Origin of the sequence: Enterobacter sp. BNK-22 (assembly GCF_048684805.1) — a bacterium.
In the GTDB taxonomy this organism is placed as follows: domain Bacteria; phylum Pseudomonadota; class Gammaproteobacteria; order Enterobacterales; family Enterobacteriaceae; genus Enterobacter; species Enterobacter quasiroggenkampii.
Map to the genome: position 1 here is coordinate 52192 of NZ_JBLQTT010000001.1, position 13686 is coordinate 65877.

Consider the following 13686-nt stretch of genomic DNA (forward strand, 5'->3'; position numbering starts at 1 on the left):
CAAATATTCTTCAGACACTGAATTCAGACATTAAAAATTATGCTGCAAAACATTCGAATTGTGCTGGTCGAAACATCGCATACCGGCAACATGGGCTCCGTTGCCCGCGCTATGAAAACCATGGGCTTAACGAACCTGTGGCTGGTTAACCCGCTGGTGAAACCTGACTCGCAGGCTATCGCGCTGGCGGCCGGGGCCAGCGACGTGATCGGCAATGCCCAGATCGTCGATACTCTTGACGAAGCGCTGGCTGGCTGCAGCCTCGTTGTCGGTACCAGCGCGCGTTCACGCACGCTGCCGTGGCCAATGCTCGATCCGCGTGAATGCGGCCTGAAAAGTGTCTCGGAAGCAGAACAGGCACCGGTTGCACTGGTGTTTGGCCGCGAGCGCGTTGGCCTGACCAACGATGAACTGCAGAAGTGTCATTATCACGTCGCGATTGCGGCAAACCCGGAGTACAGCTCGTTGAACCTGGCGATGGCGGTGCAGGTTATCGCCTATGAAGTGCGTATGGCGTGGCTGGCAACGCAGGAAAAAGAGGTTGAGCCTAAAGAAGAGACGGCTTACCCGCTGGTGGACGACCTTGAGCGTTTCTACGGTCACCTGGAGCAGACGCTGCTCTCGACCGGCTTTATCCGCGAAGGCCACCCGGGTCAGGTGATGAATAAGCTGCGCCGTCTGTTTACCCGCGCGCGTCCGGAAAGCCAGGAGCTGAACATCCTGCGCGGGATCCTGGCGTCGATTGAGCAAAAGAATAAAGAGTAGTGTCGTCTGTTCGCCGGGTGGCGCTTCGCTTACCCGGCCTACAAAACCGTAGGTCGGGTAAGCGAAGCGCCACCCGACAAAAAACGGCACGGAAGGTTAAATACCTGACTAAAACAGTCAAGTAAATAGTTGACCATTTTAGTCAGGAATGTCAGACTTGGCCCTGCTATGCAATACCCCATTTTACAATAAAAAACCCCGGGCAGGGGCGAGTTTGAGGTTAAGTAAGACATGAGACTGACATCTAAAGGGCGTTATGCCGTGACCGCGATGCTGGACGTTGCGCTCAACTCCGAAGCGGGCCCGGTTCCGTTGGCTGATATTTCTGAACGACAAGGGATCTCCCTCTCTTATCTGGAACAGCTGTTCTCCAGACTGCGTAAAAATGGACTGGTTTCCAGCGTTCGTGGCCCAGGCGGCGGTTATCTGCTGGGTAAAGACGCGGGCAGTATTGCAGTTGGCGAAGTGATCAGCGCAGTTGACGAATCCGTTGACGCGACCCGTTGCCAGGGTAAAGGCGGCTGCCAGGGCGGCGATAAGTGCCTGACCCACGCGCTGTGGCGCGATCTGAGCGACCGTCTGACCGGCTTCCTGAACAACATCACCCTCGGTGAGCTGGTGAATAACCAGGAAGTTCTGGACGTATCGGGCCGTCAGCACGGCCATGATTCCCAACGCAGCACCCGCGCGCAGGACGCTATCGACGTCAAATTACGCGCGTAATAAAACGATAAGTATTTCAGAATCAGGCCGGGGCGAAGACTCGCCCCGTGTACTCGGTCGTACATCCAGCCGGTTGCCTGATTCCTTGCATTGAAGCGATGTACGGAGTTTATAGAGCAATGAAATTACCGATTTATCTCGACTACTCCGCAACCACGCCGGTGGACCCGCGTGTTGCCGAGAAAATGATGCAGTGTCTGACCCTGGACGGAAACTTTGGTAACCCAGCTTCCCGTTCACACCGTTTTGGCTGGCATGCTGAAGAGGCGGTTGATATCGCCCGTAATCAGATTGCTGACCTGGTGGGTGCCGACCCGCGTGAGATTGTTTTCACCTCCGGTGCGACCGAATCCGACAACCTGGCGATCAAAGGTGCAGCCAACTTTTATCAGAAAAAAGGCAAGCACATCATCACCAGCAAAACCGAACACAAAGCCGTGCTGGACACCTGCCGTCAGCTGGAGCGTGAAGGGTATGAAGTCACCTACCTGGCGCCACAGAGCAACGGCATCATCGATCTGAAAGAGCTCGAAGCGGCCATGCGTGAGGACACCATTCTGGTCTCCATCATGCACGTCAACAACGAAATCGGCGTGGTACAAGACATCGCGACCATCGGCGAAATGTGCCGTGCGCGCGGTATCATCTACCACGTGGACGCGACCCAGAGCGTGGGCAAACTGCCTATCGACCTGAGCCAGCTGAAAGTGGACCTGATGTCCTTCTCCGGCCACAAAATCTATGGCCCGAAAGGGATTGGCGCGCTGTACGTTCGTCGTAAACCCCGTATCCGCATCGAAGCGCAGATGCACGGTGGCGGTCACGAGCGCGGCATGCGTTCCGGTACGCTGCCTGTTCACCAGATCGTGGGCATGGGCGAAGCCTATCGCATTGCAAAAGAAGAGATGGAAACCGAGATGGCACGCCTGCGCACGCTGCGTAACCGTCTGTGGGACGGCGTGAAAGATATGGAAGAAGTGTATCTGAACGGCGATCTCGAGCAGGGCGCACCGAACATCCTCAACGTCAGCTTCAACTATGTTGAAGGCGAGTCGCTGATCATGGCGCTCAAAGACCTGGCGGTTTCTTCCGGTTCTGCCTGTACGTCTGCAAGCCTTGAGCCATCCTACGTGCTGCGTGCGCTGGGTATGACTGACGAGCTGGCACACAGCTCTATCCGTTTCTCTTTAGGTCGTTTCACTACCGAAGAAGAGATTGACTACACCATCAAGCTGGTTCGCAACTCCATTGGCCGTCTGCGCGACCTTTCTCCACTGTGGGAAATGTTCAAGCAGGGCGTGGATCTGAACAGCATTGAATGGTCACATCACTAATCGGTACATAAGGAGAATTCAATCATGGCATACAGCGAAAAAGTCATCGATCATTACGAAAACCCACGCAACGTTGGCTCTTTTGACAACAGCGATGAATCTGTTGGTAGCGGCATGGTCGGTGCGCCAGCGTGTGGCGACGTGATGAAGTTGCAGATTAAAGTCAACAATGAAGGTATCATTGAAGACGCGCGCTTCAAGACCTACGGCTGCGGTTCTGCTATCGCGTCCAGCTCCCTGGTCACCGAATGGGTGAAGGGCAAGTCTCTGGACGAAGCACAGGCAATCAAGAACACGGATATTGCTGAAGAACTCGAACTGCCACCGGTGAAAATTCACTGCTCAATTCTGGCAGAAGACGCGATCAAAGCCGCCATTGCGGATTACAAAAGCAAACGTGAAGCAAAATAATTGAGGTTTGAGTATGTCGATTACCCTTAGCGACAGCGCTGCCGCGCGAGTAAGCTCTTTTCTGGCGAACCGTGGTAAAGGCTTTGGCCTGCGACTGGGCGTACGTACCTCCGGCTGTTCTGGTATGGCTTACGTACTGGAGTTTGTTGACGAACCGGCGTCTGACGACACCGTGTTTGAAGACAAGGGCGTGAAGGTGGTGGTCGATGGCAAAAGCCTGCAATTCCTCAACGGCACTCAGCTGGACTTCGTTAAAGAAGGCCTGAACGAAGGGTTCAAATTCACGAACCCGAACGTCAAAGACGAGTGTGGTTGCGGCGAAAGCTTCCACGTTTAACCGCGCGTCATCCGAAACCCCACCGTGGCGTTACCCGCTACGCGTGGGGTTTGTTTTAACAGGCTACCCCTGAGATTGTTATGGATTACTTCACTCTCTTCGGACTACCCGCTCAATACCCGATTGATCTCCAGGCGTTGACGATCCGTTTTCAGGATCTGCAGCGTCAGTACCATCCGGACAAATTCGCGAGCGGTACTCAGGCAGAGCAGCTGGCTGCGGTTTCTCACTCTGCCACCATCAACCAGGCCTGGCAGACGCTGCGCCATCCGCTGGCGCGCGCTGAATATCTGCTCTCGCTCCACGGTTTTGATCTGGCGAGCGAACAGCACACCGTGCGTGACACGGCGTTTCTGATGGAGCAGCTGGAGCTTCGCGAAGAGCTCGATGAGATTGAACAGGCCAAAGACGAAGCGCGTCTGGAAAGCTTTATTACGCGCGTAAAGGGCATGTTCGATACCCGCCATCAGCAGATGGTGGAGCAACTGAACAACGAGACCTGGGACGTGGCGGCAGATACTGTGCGCAAACTCCGTTTTCTCGATAAACTGCGAAGCAGTGCTGAACAACTCGAAGAAAAGCTGCTCGATTTTTAATTTCGGAAGCAATTATGGCCTTATTACAAATTAGTGAGCCTGGCTTAAGTGCCGCACCGCACCAGCGTCGTCTGGCGGTGGGTATTGATCTGGGCACCACCAATTCCCTCGTGGCGACCGTGCGCAGCGGCCAGGCGGAAACGTTGGCTGACGAGCAGGGGCGCCATCTGCTGCCTTCCGTGGTCCACTACCAGCATCAGGGTCACGCGGTAGGCTATGACGCCCGCGCTAACGCCGCGCGCGATCCGGCGAATACCATCAGCTCCGTCAAGCGCATGATCGGCCGCTCGCTGGCCGATATTCAGACCCGCTACCCGCATCTGCCGTATCAGCTGCAGGCAAGTGAAAACGGCCTGCCGATGATTGCGACCGCGGCCGGTCTGCTGAACCCGATTCGTGTTTCTGCTGACATCCTCAAAGCGCTGGCTGAGCGTGCTACGGCAACGCTCGGTGGCGATCTGGACGGCGTGGTGATCACCGTTCCTGCCTACTTTGACGATGCACAGCGTCAGGGCACCAAAGACGCCGCGCGTCTGGCGGGCCTGCATGTGCTGCGTCTGCTGAACGAACCGACGGCGGCGGCGATTGCCTACGGCCTCGATTCCGGTCAGGAAGGGGTGATCGCGGTTTACGATCTCGGCGGCGGGACGTTTGATATCTCTATCCTGCGCCTGAGCCGCGGGGTGTTTGAAGTGCTGGCGACCGGCGGGGATTCCGCGCTGGGAGGTGATGACTTCGACCATCTGCTGGCGGACTACATCCGCGAGCAGGCGGGCATCAGCGATCGCAGCGATGCGCGCGTACAGCGTGAACTGCTGGATGCGGCCATCGACGCCAAAATCGCCCTGAGCGATGCGCAGACGGTTACCGTCAATGTTGCGGGCTGGCAGGGTGATATCACCCGCGATCAGTTCAGCGATCTGATTGCCCCGCTGGTTAAACGCACCCTGCTGGCTTGCCGTCGCGCATTGAAAGATGCGGGCGTTGAGGCGAACGAGGTGCTGGAAGTAGTCATGGTGGGCGGTTCGACCCGCGTGCCGCTGGTGCGCGAGCGCGTGGGCGAATTCTTTGGCCGCACGCCGCTGACCTCTATCGACCCGGACAAAGTGGTTGCCGTGGGCGCCGCAATCCAGGCCGATATTCTGGTCGGCAACAAGCCGGACAGCGAAATGCTGCTGCTGGACGTCATCCCGCTGTCGCTGGGCTTAGAAACCATGGGCGGCCTGGTGGAGAAAGTGATCCCGCGTAACACTACCATTCCGGTGGCGCGCGCGCAGGAGTTCACCACCTTTAAAGACGGCCAGACCGCGATGTCCATCCACGTAATGCAGGGCGAACGCGAGCTGGTGCAGGACTGCCGTTCTCTGGCGCGCTTTGCGCTGCGCGGTATCCCGGCGCTGCCTGCGGGCGGGGCGCATATTCGCGTCACCTTCCAGGTGGATGCCGACGGCCTGCTGAGCGTCACGGCGATGGAAAAATCCACCGGCGTGGAATCGTCCATCCAGGTGAAGCCGTCCTACGGCCTGACCGATGGCGAAATCGCCTCCATGATTCAGGACTCAATGAGCTACGCCGAGCAGGATGTGAAGGCGCGTATGCTGGCGGAACAAAAAGTGGAAGCCGCACGCGTGCTGGAGAGTCTGAACGGCGCGCTCGCTGCCGACGCCGCGCTGTTAAGCGCCGCTGAGCGCCAGGTGATTGACGACGCTGCCGCGCGCTTAAGCGCCGTGGCCGAAGGTAATGACGCTGACGCAATAGAAGAAGCCATTAAAAACGTTGATAAACAAACCCAGGACTTTGCTGCTCGCCGCATGGACAAATCTGTCCGCGTCGCGCTGAAAGGCCAGTCCGTGGACGAGGTTTAATATGCCAAAGATTGTAATTTTGCCTCATGCGGACCTCTGTCCGGATGGCGCTGTTCTGGAAGCGAAGACCGGTGAAACCATTCTCGATGTGGCCCTGCGTGCAGGTATCGAAGTGGAACACGCCTGTGAAAAATCCTGTGCCTGCACCACCTGCCACTGCATCGTGCGTGAAGGTTTTGACTCTCTCGCCGAGAGCACCGAAGACGAAGACGACATGCTAGATAAAGCATGGGGTCTGGAGCCAGACAGCCGCTTAAGCTGCCAGGCTGCGGTGACCGATGAAGATCTGGTCGTGGAGTTCCCACGCTACACCATCAACCACGCACGCGAGCATTAATATGGGACTGAAGTGGACAGACAGCCGTGAAATCGGCGAAGCGCTCTACGACGCGAACCCGGATCTCGATCCGAAGACCGTACGATTCACCGATATGCATCAGTGGATCTGCGATCTGGAAGATTTCGACGACGATCCAAACGCATCCAATGAAAAAATTCTGGAGGCGATTCTGTTAGTCTGGTTAGATGAAGCAGAATAAATAACAAAACGGGCTGCCTTCAGGCGGCCCGTTTGCTAGTTGCTAATAAGGAAAAATAAAATGACCGAAGCGATGAAGATTACGCTCTCTACGCAGCCCGCCGACGCGCGCTGGGGCGAGAAAGCCAGCTACAGCATCAACAACGACGGTATTACCCTGCACCTGACGGGCAACGATGATTTGGGCCTGATCCAGCGCGCCGCGCGTAAAATTGACGGTCTGGGCATTAAGCATGTCTCGCTGGAAGGCGAAGGCTGGGACACCGACCGCAGCTGGGCGTTCTGGGCGGGTTACAAAGGGCCGAAAGGCACCCGCAAAATTGAGTGGGCGAACCTCGACGAAGCCGGTCAGAAAGAGCTGGAAAGCCGTCTGCAAATCATCGACTGGGTACGCGACACCATTAACGCTCCGGCGGAAGAGTTAGGCCCTGAGCAGCTGGCGCAGCGCGCCGTTGACCTGCTGTGCGGCGTGGCGGGCGACAAGATGTCCTACCGCATCACCAAGGGCGAAGACCTGCGCGAGCAGAACTACATGGGGATCCACACCGTGGGCCGTGGTTCTGAGCGTCCACCGGTGCTGCTGGCGCTGGACTACAACCCAACCGGCGATAAAGACGCCCCTGTCTTTGCCTGCCTGGTAGGTAAAGGCATCACCTTCGACACCGGCGGCTACAGCCTGAAGCAGAGCGCGTTCATGGACTCCATGAAGTCCGACATGGGCGGCGCGGCCACCATCACCGGTGCGCTGGCGTTTGCCATCACCCGCGGTCTGAAAAAGCGCGTGAAGCTGTACCTGTGCTGCGCGGACAACATGGTCAGCGGTAACGCCTTCAAGCTGGGCGACATCATTCGCTACCGTAACGGCAAAAACGTTGAGGTGATGAACACCGACGCCGAAGGCCGTCTGGTGCTGGCCGATGGCCTGATCGACGCTTCTGCCCAGAAGCCTGAGCTGATCATCGACATGGCGACTCTGACCGGTGCGGCGAAAACCGCGCTGGGTAACGACTACCACGCGCTGTTCAGCTTTGACGACAAGCTGGCCGCACGCCTGCTGGCCAGCGCTGCGGCGGAAAACGAACCGTTCTGGCGTCTGCCGCTGGCCGAGTTCCACCGTAGCCAGCTGCCGTCCAACTTTGCCGAACTGAACAATACCGCCAGCGCGGCGTACCCGGCGGGTGCAAGCACCGCAGCAGGATTCCTGTCTCACTTCGTTGAGAACTACCATGAAGGCTGGCTGCACATTGACTGCTCCGCAACGTACCGCAAAGCGGCGGTTGAGCAGTGGTCCGCGGGCGCGACCGGTCTGGGCGTGCGTACCGTAGCGAACCTGCTGACGGCTGAGTAATCTTTTTAGCCGGGTGGCGCTACGCTTACGCGCGCCTTCGGAGTCATCATATTGCCCGGCGGCGCTGCGCTTGCACGGACCTACGGTTTTGTAGGCCGGGTAAGCGAAGCGCCACCCGGCGTTTTTTGAAGTAGCCAAACTATGTCAGATACCAAAAACGAATTAGAAACCCTGCTGGAGCAGGCGGCGACCGAGCCCGCTCACCGTCCGGCATTTTTCCGCACGCTGCTGGAGTCCACCGTCTGGGTACCAGGTACCGCCGCGGAAGGTGAGCAGGTCGTGGAAGACAGCGCGCTGGATCTGCTGCACTGGGAGAAAGACGACGGCACGTCGGTGATTCCGTTCTTCACCTCGCTGGAAGCGCTGCAGGAAGCGGTTGAAGACGAACAGGCGTTCGTGGTGATGCCGGTGCGTACCTTGTTTGAAATGACGCTCGGCCAGACGCTGTTTCTCAACGCCAAGTTGCCGACCGGGAAAGAGTTTACGCCGCGTGAAATCAGCCACCTGATTGGCGAAGAGGGCAACCCGCTCAGCACGCAGGAAGTGCTGGAAGGGGGCGAAACGCTGCTGCTGTCTGAAGTGGCCGAGCCACCCGCGCAGATGATTGATTCTCTGACGACGTTGTTCAAAACGCTCAAGCCCGTCAGGCGCGCGTTTCTCTGCTCCATCAAAGAGCGTGCGGACGAAAAGCCGGTGCTGTTGATCGGTATTGAAGCCGATGGCGATTTCGACGAGATCGTTCAGGCGGCGGGCAGCGTGGCGACCGACACGCTACCGGGCGATGAACCAATTGATATCTGTCAGGTGAAAAACGGTGAGAAGGGCATCAGCCACTTTATTACCGAGCACATCACGCCGTTCTATGAGCGTCGCTGGGGCGGGTTCCTGCGCGATCTCAAAACCAACCGCATCATCTGATTTCAGCGGGGTGAATATCACCCCGTTGCTTCCAGCAGCAGTAAATCCATCAGCAGCACCAGATTCGACTCAAACGACGTCACCCCTGCGGCTTCGGCAGCGAAGTGTACCGCTTCGTCATAGAGCGCAAAGTGAACGTCGGCCATCTCCGCCAGCGTGTTGGCCGAGGCGCGGGTAAACGCGACGATGGTCATGCCGACGTTTTTGGCTATCCGCGCTTTATCCAGCACCTGCTCCGTTTCGCCGCTGCGCGAGACGGCAATAAACACCTGATAGCGAGCGGCATTGCTGAGAAAAATGTTCCGGCTGTCGCCCGGTCCGGAGATAAACGCCGTTTTGCCCAGCACCTGCAGCTTCTTGGTCAGGTACTCCGCAAACAGATAAGAGAACCCGGCCCCGTAGAGAAAGAAACTCTCTTTCTGGCGCAGCAGGTTAGCAAACTGCTGGCGTTTGTCCTGGGTGACCCACTGAAAGGTGTGCTGATAGTTGGCGATAAACTGATTAAACAGCGCCGGGAGCTCAGGGGGCGATTGCCCCTGAACGGCAATGTGCGGCGTGTCGGTGAGCAGCTGCTTGCAGTGCCAGATAAACTCGCTAAAGCCGCTGAACCCCAGCTTCTGGCACAGCCGCATGATGGTGGCGGTAGAAACGAACGTCGCCTGTGCCAGCTCGCGAACCGTAATATTGCCCACCAGCAGAGGATGCTCCGTGAGGTGGGCGAGGACGCGATACTCCGCGCGGGTCAATGACGCTCCGCGCGTTAACAGCGTGGCCAGGCGGTTATCCATTATTTCGCGGGTTCGACAGGCAGATCGTCTCGCGCACCCCATTCGCTCCAGGCGCCGTCGTAGAGCGTGACGTCGCTTACGCCGAGCGTGGCGAGCGCCAGAATGACCACGCAGGCCGTTACGCCGGAACCGCAGCTGGCAATCACTGGACGATGCAAATCAACCCCTGCCCGGTCAAAAATGGCGCGCAGTTCGTCGGTAGTTTTCAGCTCACCCTCAAATACCAGATCGCCCCACGGCACGTTCAGCGCGCCCGGAATATGCCCGCGCTTCAGCCCCGGACGCGGTTCATCCGCTTCGGCATTGAAGCGAGGAGCAGGGCGGGCATCGACGATTTGCGCCGTTTTTTCATGGCTCACGACCAGCACGTCGGTCAGGCGTTTTACCACGTGGGTGTCAAAGGTCGCGTCGAATTCACCTTCCGGCAGCGTGACATCACCCTGCTGAAGCGGCAGCTCGTCGCGCTTCCAGCCCGCCAGCCCGCCGGCAAGAATCGAGACTTTTTCCACGCCGAAGTTTTTCAGCATCCACCACGCACGCGGCGCGGAGAAGAGGTTACCTTCATCATAGACAACGAGGTGTTTGTCTTTGCTGATGCCCAGCTCGCGCATCGCCACGGAAAACGCTTCCGGGCGCGGCAGCATGTGCGGCAGGGGAGAGGTGTGATCGGAGAGGGCTTCAATATCAAAAAATACCGCACCCGGCAGATGCCCGGCACGGTATTCACCGGGCACGTCACGATGCTCTTGTCCCGGAGGGGCCATACGCGCGTCGATAATCTGAACTTCCGGATCGTCGCCGTGCTCAATCAGCCAGTCGGCAGCGACAAAATATGAGGTGGACATGGGTTGCCTCCATTCTTTTCCGTAAAAAAGGATTGTCGGTGTTTTTTCTGACACCGACAAGCAAACCACGTTCAACTCGCGAGCAAGCCCCTATTTTTTCACCGGTTCGCCGTCCTGCCAGGCTTTTTGCAGCGCTGGCCAGTAGTCACGGTTGGCCTCAATCATCTCATCCAGAATGGCTTTTGCATGTTCCATGGTCGGCACGGTGCGGTTGAGGGTAAACGCCTGCAAGGCTTTCTCATAGCTGCCTTCGATAGTCGCCTCCACCAGCAGCTGTTCAGATGCGAGCTGCTGTTGCAAAAGCGTCTGATGGAACAGCGGCACCTGACCAATACGGATCGGTTCTGGGCCCTCGGAGGTGATATAAGCGGGAACTTCCACCACCGCATCGTACGGCAGGTTGGTAATCGCCCCGCGGTTTTCCACCATCACCAGATGGCGGCTTCTCAGGTTAAAGGCCAGCGAGCAGGCCACATCGACGATAAACTCGCCGTGGACGCCCACGTGAAAGGCATCCGGTAAAATTCCGGTGCGTTGATATTCTTCGGCGGCGGCGAACAGCTTTTTCTCGCGCCCGTCCATCACTTCATTTGCGCGAGTATAGTCCGGGCTCTGGTGCGCCACAATCTGGTTCGGCATCAGGTAATACTGCAGATACGGGTTCGGCAGATACTCGGGGAAATTGTCCATGATCGGCTTGATGTTGCGCCAGGTTTTCACCCAGGAGGGGTCGGAATGCTGCGGATCGGTTTTAGCCGCATCTTCCGTCAGCAGGCCAAACTTCGCGATATGCTTACGCAGCGCCGGGAGCTTGTCTTCGCCGTCCACCAGCACGCGGGTAAACCAGCCGAAGTGGTTCAGGCCGAAGTAGTCCACTTCCAGCTTGCGGCGATCGACACCCAGAATCGCCCCCATATTGCGCATGGCGGCCACCGGCATATCGCAGATGTTCAGCACCCGCGCATTTGGCCGCAGACGGCGCACGCCCTCCGCGACGATCGCCGCCGGGTTGGAGTAGTTCACGATCCAGGCTTTTTCATGCGCGTAGCGATCGACCAGATCGATAAGCTCCACCATCGGCAGGATCGTGCGCAGGCCGTAGGCCAGCCCGCCGGGGCCGCACGTTTCCTGGCCCACCACGCCGTGACGCAGCGGGATCTTCTCATCCTGCTCGCGCATTTTGTACTGGCCGACGCGCATCTGGGCGAAGACAAAATGCGCGCCGCTGAAGGCCACTTCCGGGTCGCTGGTGACGGTAAATTTGATGTGCTGACTGTGGTCGCGAATGACCTTCTCGACGACCGGCGCAATGGTGTTCTGACGCGCCTCGTCGATATCGTACAGGCGAATTTCGGCCAGCGGGAAATCCTGCAGGCGCACCATCAGGCTTTTCACAATGCCCGGCGTGTAGGTGCTGCCGCCGCCGGCAATCGACAGAATGACTGGGGGTGTAAACATCTTTAGCTCCTTTCAGAGAAACGTCTCAACGGCTTCTCGCATTTTTTTGACATGCAGCCCGTAGACCACCTGAACGTTGTTACCTTGTTTGATAATCCCTTTCGCGCCGGTCGCCTTCAGACGCGGCTCGTCGATAATGGCGACGTCCTTTACCGTGACGCGTAAGCGGGTGTAGCAGTTGTCCACCACTTCAATATTTTCCCGGCCGCCCAGCCCCACCACGATGGACTCGCCCAGACCGTCGTTATTGCCCTTCGCCTGGTACTCCTGCTTGTTGTAGAGGCGCGTCTCCTGGTCCTCATCTTCACGACCCGGCGTTTTCATGTTGAAGCGCAGGATCAGGAAGCGGAACACCACGAAGTAGAGGGCGAACATGATCAGCCCGACCAGGATGTACATCGGCCAGTTGGACTTGGCCGTGCCGAGCGGCAGGTTGTAGAGGATGAAGTCGATAATCCCGTTGGCGCCGATGGCGTGAACGCCCAGCAGCGAGAACAGCATCATGCCGATGCCGGTCAGCACCGCATGCACCACGAACAGCAGCGGGGCGACGAACAGGAAGGAGAACTCAATCGGCTCGGTGACGCCGACCAGCAGCGAGGTCAGCGCCGCCGGGAGCAGAATCGCTTTCGCCGCCGCTTTACGCTCTGGCCTGGCGGTCATATACATCGCCAGCGCCGCGGCGGGCAGGCCAAACATCTTGCTGATGCCGCGGGCGTCCCACACCACCGTGCTGCTGAGCTGCTTCACGTCCGGGCAGGCCATCTCAGCGAAGTAGATATTGCGCGCACCCTGATACACCGTGCCGCAGACCTCCTGCGTGCCCCCGAGTTCGGTATAGAGGAACGGGGTATAGACCAGATGGTGCAGGCCAGTGGGGACCAGAATGCGTTCCAGGAAGCCGTAGATGGCCACGCCAAATGGTCCGGAGCCTTTGATGGCCAGCGCCAGGGCGCTAATACCGTGCTGGGCAAACGGCCACAGTTCGCTCATCACCACGCCGAGCAGCATGGAGACGGGAAGCATCACAATGGCGACAAAACAGTGGCCGGAGTAAATCGCCATCGCGCCGTTAAACTGTACGCCGGAATATTTATTGTACAGGTATCCCGACAGCGCCCCGGTCAGGATCCCGGCGAAAACGCCCATCTCCAGTACTTGGACGCCCAGCACCATGGTCTGCCCGGCCGCCTTCATTTCGGCTGCAGGCGCCAGCGCGCCCTGCAGCTGCAGCGTGACGTTCATGGCGTTGATGAATACGACAAAGGTGACCAGTCCAATCAGCGCGGCATAGCCTTTATCGCGCGTCGCCAGACCAATCGGAATACCAACGGCAAACACCAGTGCCAGGTTCACCAGCACCGACACGGCCGATTTCGCGATAAGCTGACCAAGATGCTGAATCAGCGGATGGCCAAGAAAGGGCAGGTATTCAGCGAGATTACCGTTACCCAGCACGTTACCAAAGGCGATAAACAGACCGACGATCGGTAAGATAAGCACCGGTCCGTACAATGATTTTCCGAAATTTTGTAGGGCGTTCACGGCTCGTTTCATGGCTTTCTCTCTTATTGAACCGCGCACTCGGGGTGCGTCATGGTTATAAAACTAGCAGCCTTCAGGGACGCTTATCCAGCTATCCTCTTGTTTTAAAAACAAATGACGTGAAAGGTAACATGTGACGTTTGGGGCTGTGATCGCGGTTCCATCACGGCGTAGCGGCGTGTTGCCATTCTGCGAGGCGCTTTCCAGATTCTAAA

15 protein-coding genes are annotated in these 13686 nt (G+C 57.9%); 11 read left to right on the plus strand and 4 right to left on the minus strand.

Going from position 1 to position 13686, the window contains the following annotated elements; genetic code table 11:
- Window positions 1-39: 39 nt before the first annotated feature.
- The 11 genes from trmJ (at window position 40) to sseB (ending at window position 8835) form a co-directional block, all read left to right on the plus strand.
- A complete protein-coding gene (gene trmJ, locus ACMGGE_RS00245) occupies window positions 40-765 on the plus strand; it encodes a tRNA (cytosine(32)/uridine(32)-2'-O)-methyltransferase TrmJ (RefSeq protein ID WP_008502159.1) in 726 nt (241 codons plus the stop codon).
- A gap of 231 nt (window positions 766-996) precedes the next feature.
- Window positions 997-1488, plus strand: a complete 492-nt coding sequence (iscR, locus tag ACMGGE_RS00250; RefSeq protein WP_045399615.1) for a Fe-S cluster assembly transcriptional regulator IscR — start codon at window positions 997-999, stop codon at window positions 1486-1488.
- Window positions 1489-1607: 119 nt separating this feature from the next.
- Window positions 1608-2822, plus strand: a complete 1215-nt coding sequence (gene iscS / locus ACMGGE_RS00255; RefSeq protein WP_217187350.1) for a cysteine desulfurase — start codon at window positions 1608-1610, stop codon at window positions 2820-2822.
- Window positions 2823-2846: 24 nt separating this feature from the next.
- A complete protein-coding gene (iscU, locus tag ACMGGE_RS00260) occupies window positions 2847-3233 on the plus strand; it encodes a Fe-S cluster assembly scaffold IscU (protein ID WP_003860661.1) in 387 nt (128 codons plus the stop codon).
- Between the two features lie 13 nt (window positions 3234-3246).
- Complete coding sequence (gene iscA, locus ACMGGE_RS00265) at window positions 3247-3570, plus strand: iron-sulfur cluster assembly protein IscA (protein ID WP_003860659.1); 324 nt, start codon at window positions 3247-3249, stop codon at window positions 3568-3570.
- An 80-nt stretch (window positions 3571-3650) separates the two neighbouring features.
- Complete coding sequence (hscB, locus tag ACMGGE_RS00270; RefSeq protein WP_024908642.1) at window positions 3651-4166, plus strand: co-chaperone HscB; 516 nt, start codon at window positions 3651-3653, stop codon at window positions 4164-4166.
- Between the two features lie 14 nt (window positions 4167-4180).
- Window positions 4181-6031 carry a Fe-S protein assembly chaperone HscA gene (gene hscA / locus ACMGGE_RS00275; protein WP_420293223.1) on the plus strand — a complete coding sequence of 617 codons (1851 nt, stop codon included), beginning with the start codon at window positions 4181-4183 and terminating at the stop codon, window positions 6029-6031.
- 1 nt (window position 6032) lies between these two features.
- Window positions 6033-6368, plus strand: coding sequence for an ISC system 2Fe-2S type ferredoxin (fdx, locus tag ACMGGE_RS00280; RefSeq protein ID WP_003860652.1), 336 nt, complete (start codon window positions 6033-6035; stop codon window positions 6366-6368).
- Window position 6369: 1 nt separating this feature from the next.
- On the plus strand, window positions 6370-6570 hold the full coding sequence (gene iscX / locus ACMGGE_RS00285; protein ID WP_003860650.1) for a Fe-S cluster assembly protein IscX: 201 nt from the start codon (window positions 6370-6372) through the stop codon (window positions 6568-6570).
- Window positions 6571-6630: 60 nt separating this feature from the next.
- Complete coding sequence (pepB, locus tag ACMGGE_RS00290; RefSeq protein WP_024908644.1) at window positions 6631-7917, plus strand: aminopeptidase PepB; 1287 nt, start codon at window positions 6631-6633, stop codon at window positions 7915-7917.
- Between the two features lie 141 nt (window positions 7918-8058).
- Window positions 8059-8835: an enhanced serine sensitivity protein SseB gene (sseB, locus tag ACMGGE_RS00295; protein WP_032648693.1), complete on the plus strand. Its 777-nt coding sequence runs from the start codon at window positions 8059-8061 to the stop codon at window positions 8833-8835.
- A gap of 17 nt (window positions 8836-8852) precedes the next feature.
- Here the strand turns inward: sseB and ACMGGE_RS00300 are convergent, their stop codons facing one another.
- The 4 genes from ACMGGE_RS00300 to ACMGGE_RS00315 all read right to left on the minus strand — a co-directional run bounded on the left by ACMGGE_RS00300 (window position 8853) and on the right by ACMGGE_RS00315 (window position 13483).
- Window positions 8853-9623 carry a MurR/RpiR family transcriptional regulator gene (locus tag ACMGGE_RS00300; protein ID WP_048029586.1) on the minus strand — a complete coding sequence of 257 codons (771 nt, stop codon included), beginning with the start codon at window positions 9621-9623 and terminating at the stop codon, window positions 8853-8855.
- Window positions 9623-10468: a 3-mercaptopyruvate sulfurtransferase gene (gene sseA, locus ACMGGE_RS00305; protein WP_032675337.1), complete on the minus strand. Its 846-nt coding sequence runs from the start codon at window positions 10466-10468 to the stop codon at window positions 9623-9625. The genes ACMGGE_RS00300 and sseA overlap by 1 nt, the downstream gene beginning before the upstream one ends.
- Window positions 10469-10558: 90 nt before the next feature.
- Complete coding sequence (locus ACMGGE_RS00310; protein WP_420293224.1) at window positions 10559-11926, minus strand: 6-phospho-alpha-glucosidase; 1368 nt, start codon at window positions 11924-11926, stop codon at window positions 10559-10561.
- A gap of 12 nt (window positions 11927-11938) precedes the next feature.
- A complete protein-coding gene (locus ACMGGE_RS00315; RefSeq protein WP_420293225.1) occupies window positions 11939-13483 on the minus strand; it encodes a PTS transporter subunit EIIC in 1545 nt (514 codons plus the stop codon).
- Window positions 13484-13686 lie beyond the last annotated feature (203 nt).

Coding starts and splice junctions, on each gene's coding strand:
- trmJ (WP_008502159.1), top strand. CDS start 40: ATGCTGCAAAACATTCGAATTGTGCTGGTCGAAACATCGCATACCGGC.
- iscR (WP_045399615.1), top strand. CDS start 997: ATGAGACTGACATCTAAAGGGCGTTATGCCGTGACCGCGATGCTGGAC.
- iscS (WP_217187350.1), top strand. CDS start 1,608: ATGAAATTACCGATTTATCTCGACTACTCCGCAACCACGCCGGTGGAC.
- iscU (WP_003860661.1), top strand. CDS start 2,847: ATGGCATACAGCGAAAAAGTCATCGATCATTACGAAAACCCACGCAAC.
- iscA (WP_003860659.1), top strand. CDS start 3,247: ATGTCGATTACCCTTAGCGACAGCGCTGCCGCGCGAGTAAGCTCTTTT.
- hscB (WP_024908642.1), top strand. CDS start 3,651: ATGGATTACTTCACTCTCTTCGGACTACCCGCTCAATACCCGATTGAT.
- hscA (WP_420293223.1), top strand. CDS start 4,181: ATGGCCTTATTACAAATTAGTGAGCCTGGCTTAAGTGCCGCACCGCAC.
- fdx (WP_003860652.1), top strand. CDS start 6,033: ATGCCAAAGATTGTAATTTTGCCTCATGCGGACCTCTGTCCGGATGGC.
- iscX (WP_003860650.1), top strand. CDS start 6,370: ATGGGACTGAAGTGGACAGACAGCCGTGAAATCGGCGAAGCGCTCTAC.
- pepB (WP_024908644.1), top strand. CDS start 6,631: ATGACCGAAGCGATGAAGATTACGCTCTCTACGCAGCCCGCCGACGCG.
- sseB (WP_032648693.1), top strand. CDS start 8,059: ATGTCAGATACCAAAAACGAATTAGAAACCCTGCTGGAGCAGGCGGCG.
- ACMGGE_RS00300 (WP_048029586.1), bottom strand. CDS start 9,623: ATGGATAACCGCCTGGCCACGCTGTTAACGCGCGGAGCGTCATTGACC.
- sseA (WP_032675337.1), bottom strand. CDS start 10,468: ATGTCCACCTCATATTTTGTCGCTGCCGACTGGCTGATTGAGCACGGC.
- ACMGGE_RS00310 (WP_420293224.1), bottom strand. CDS start 11,926: ATGTTTACACCCCCAGTCATTCTGTCGATTGCCGGCGGCGGCAGCACC.
- ACMGGE_RS00315 (WP_420293225.1), bottom strand. CDS start 13,483: ATGAAACGAGCCGTGAACGCCCTACAAAATTTCGGAAAATCATTGTAC.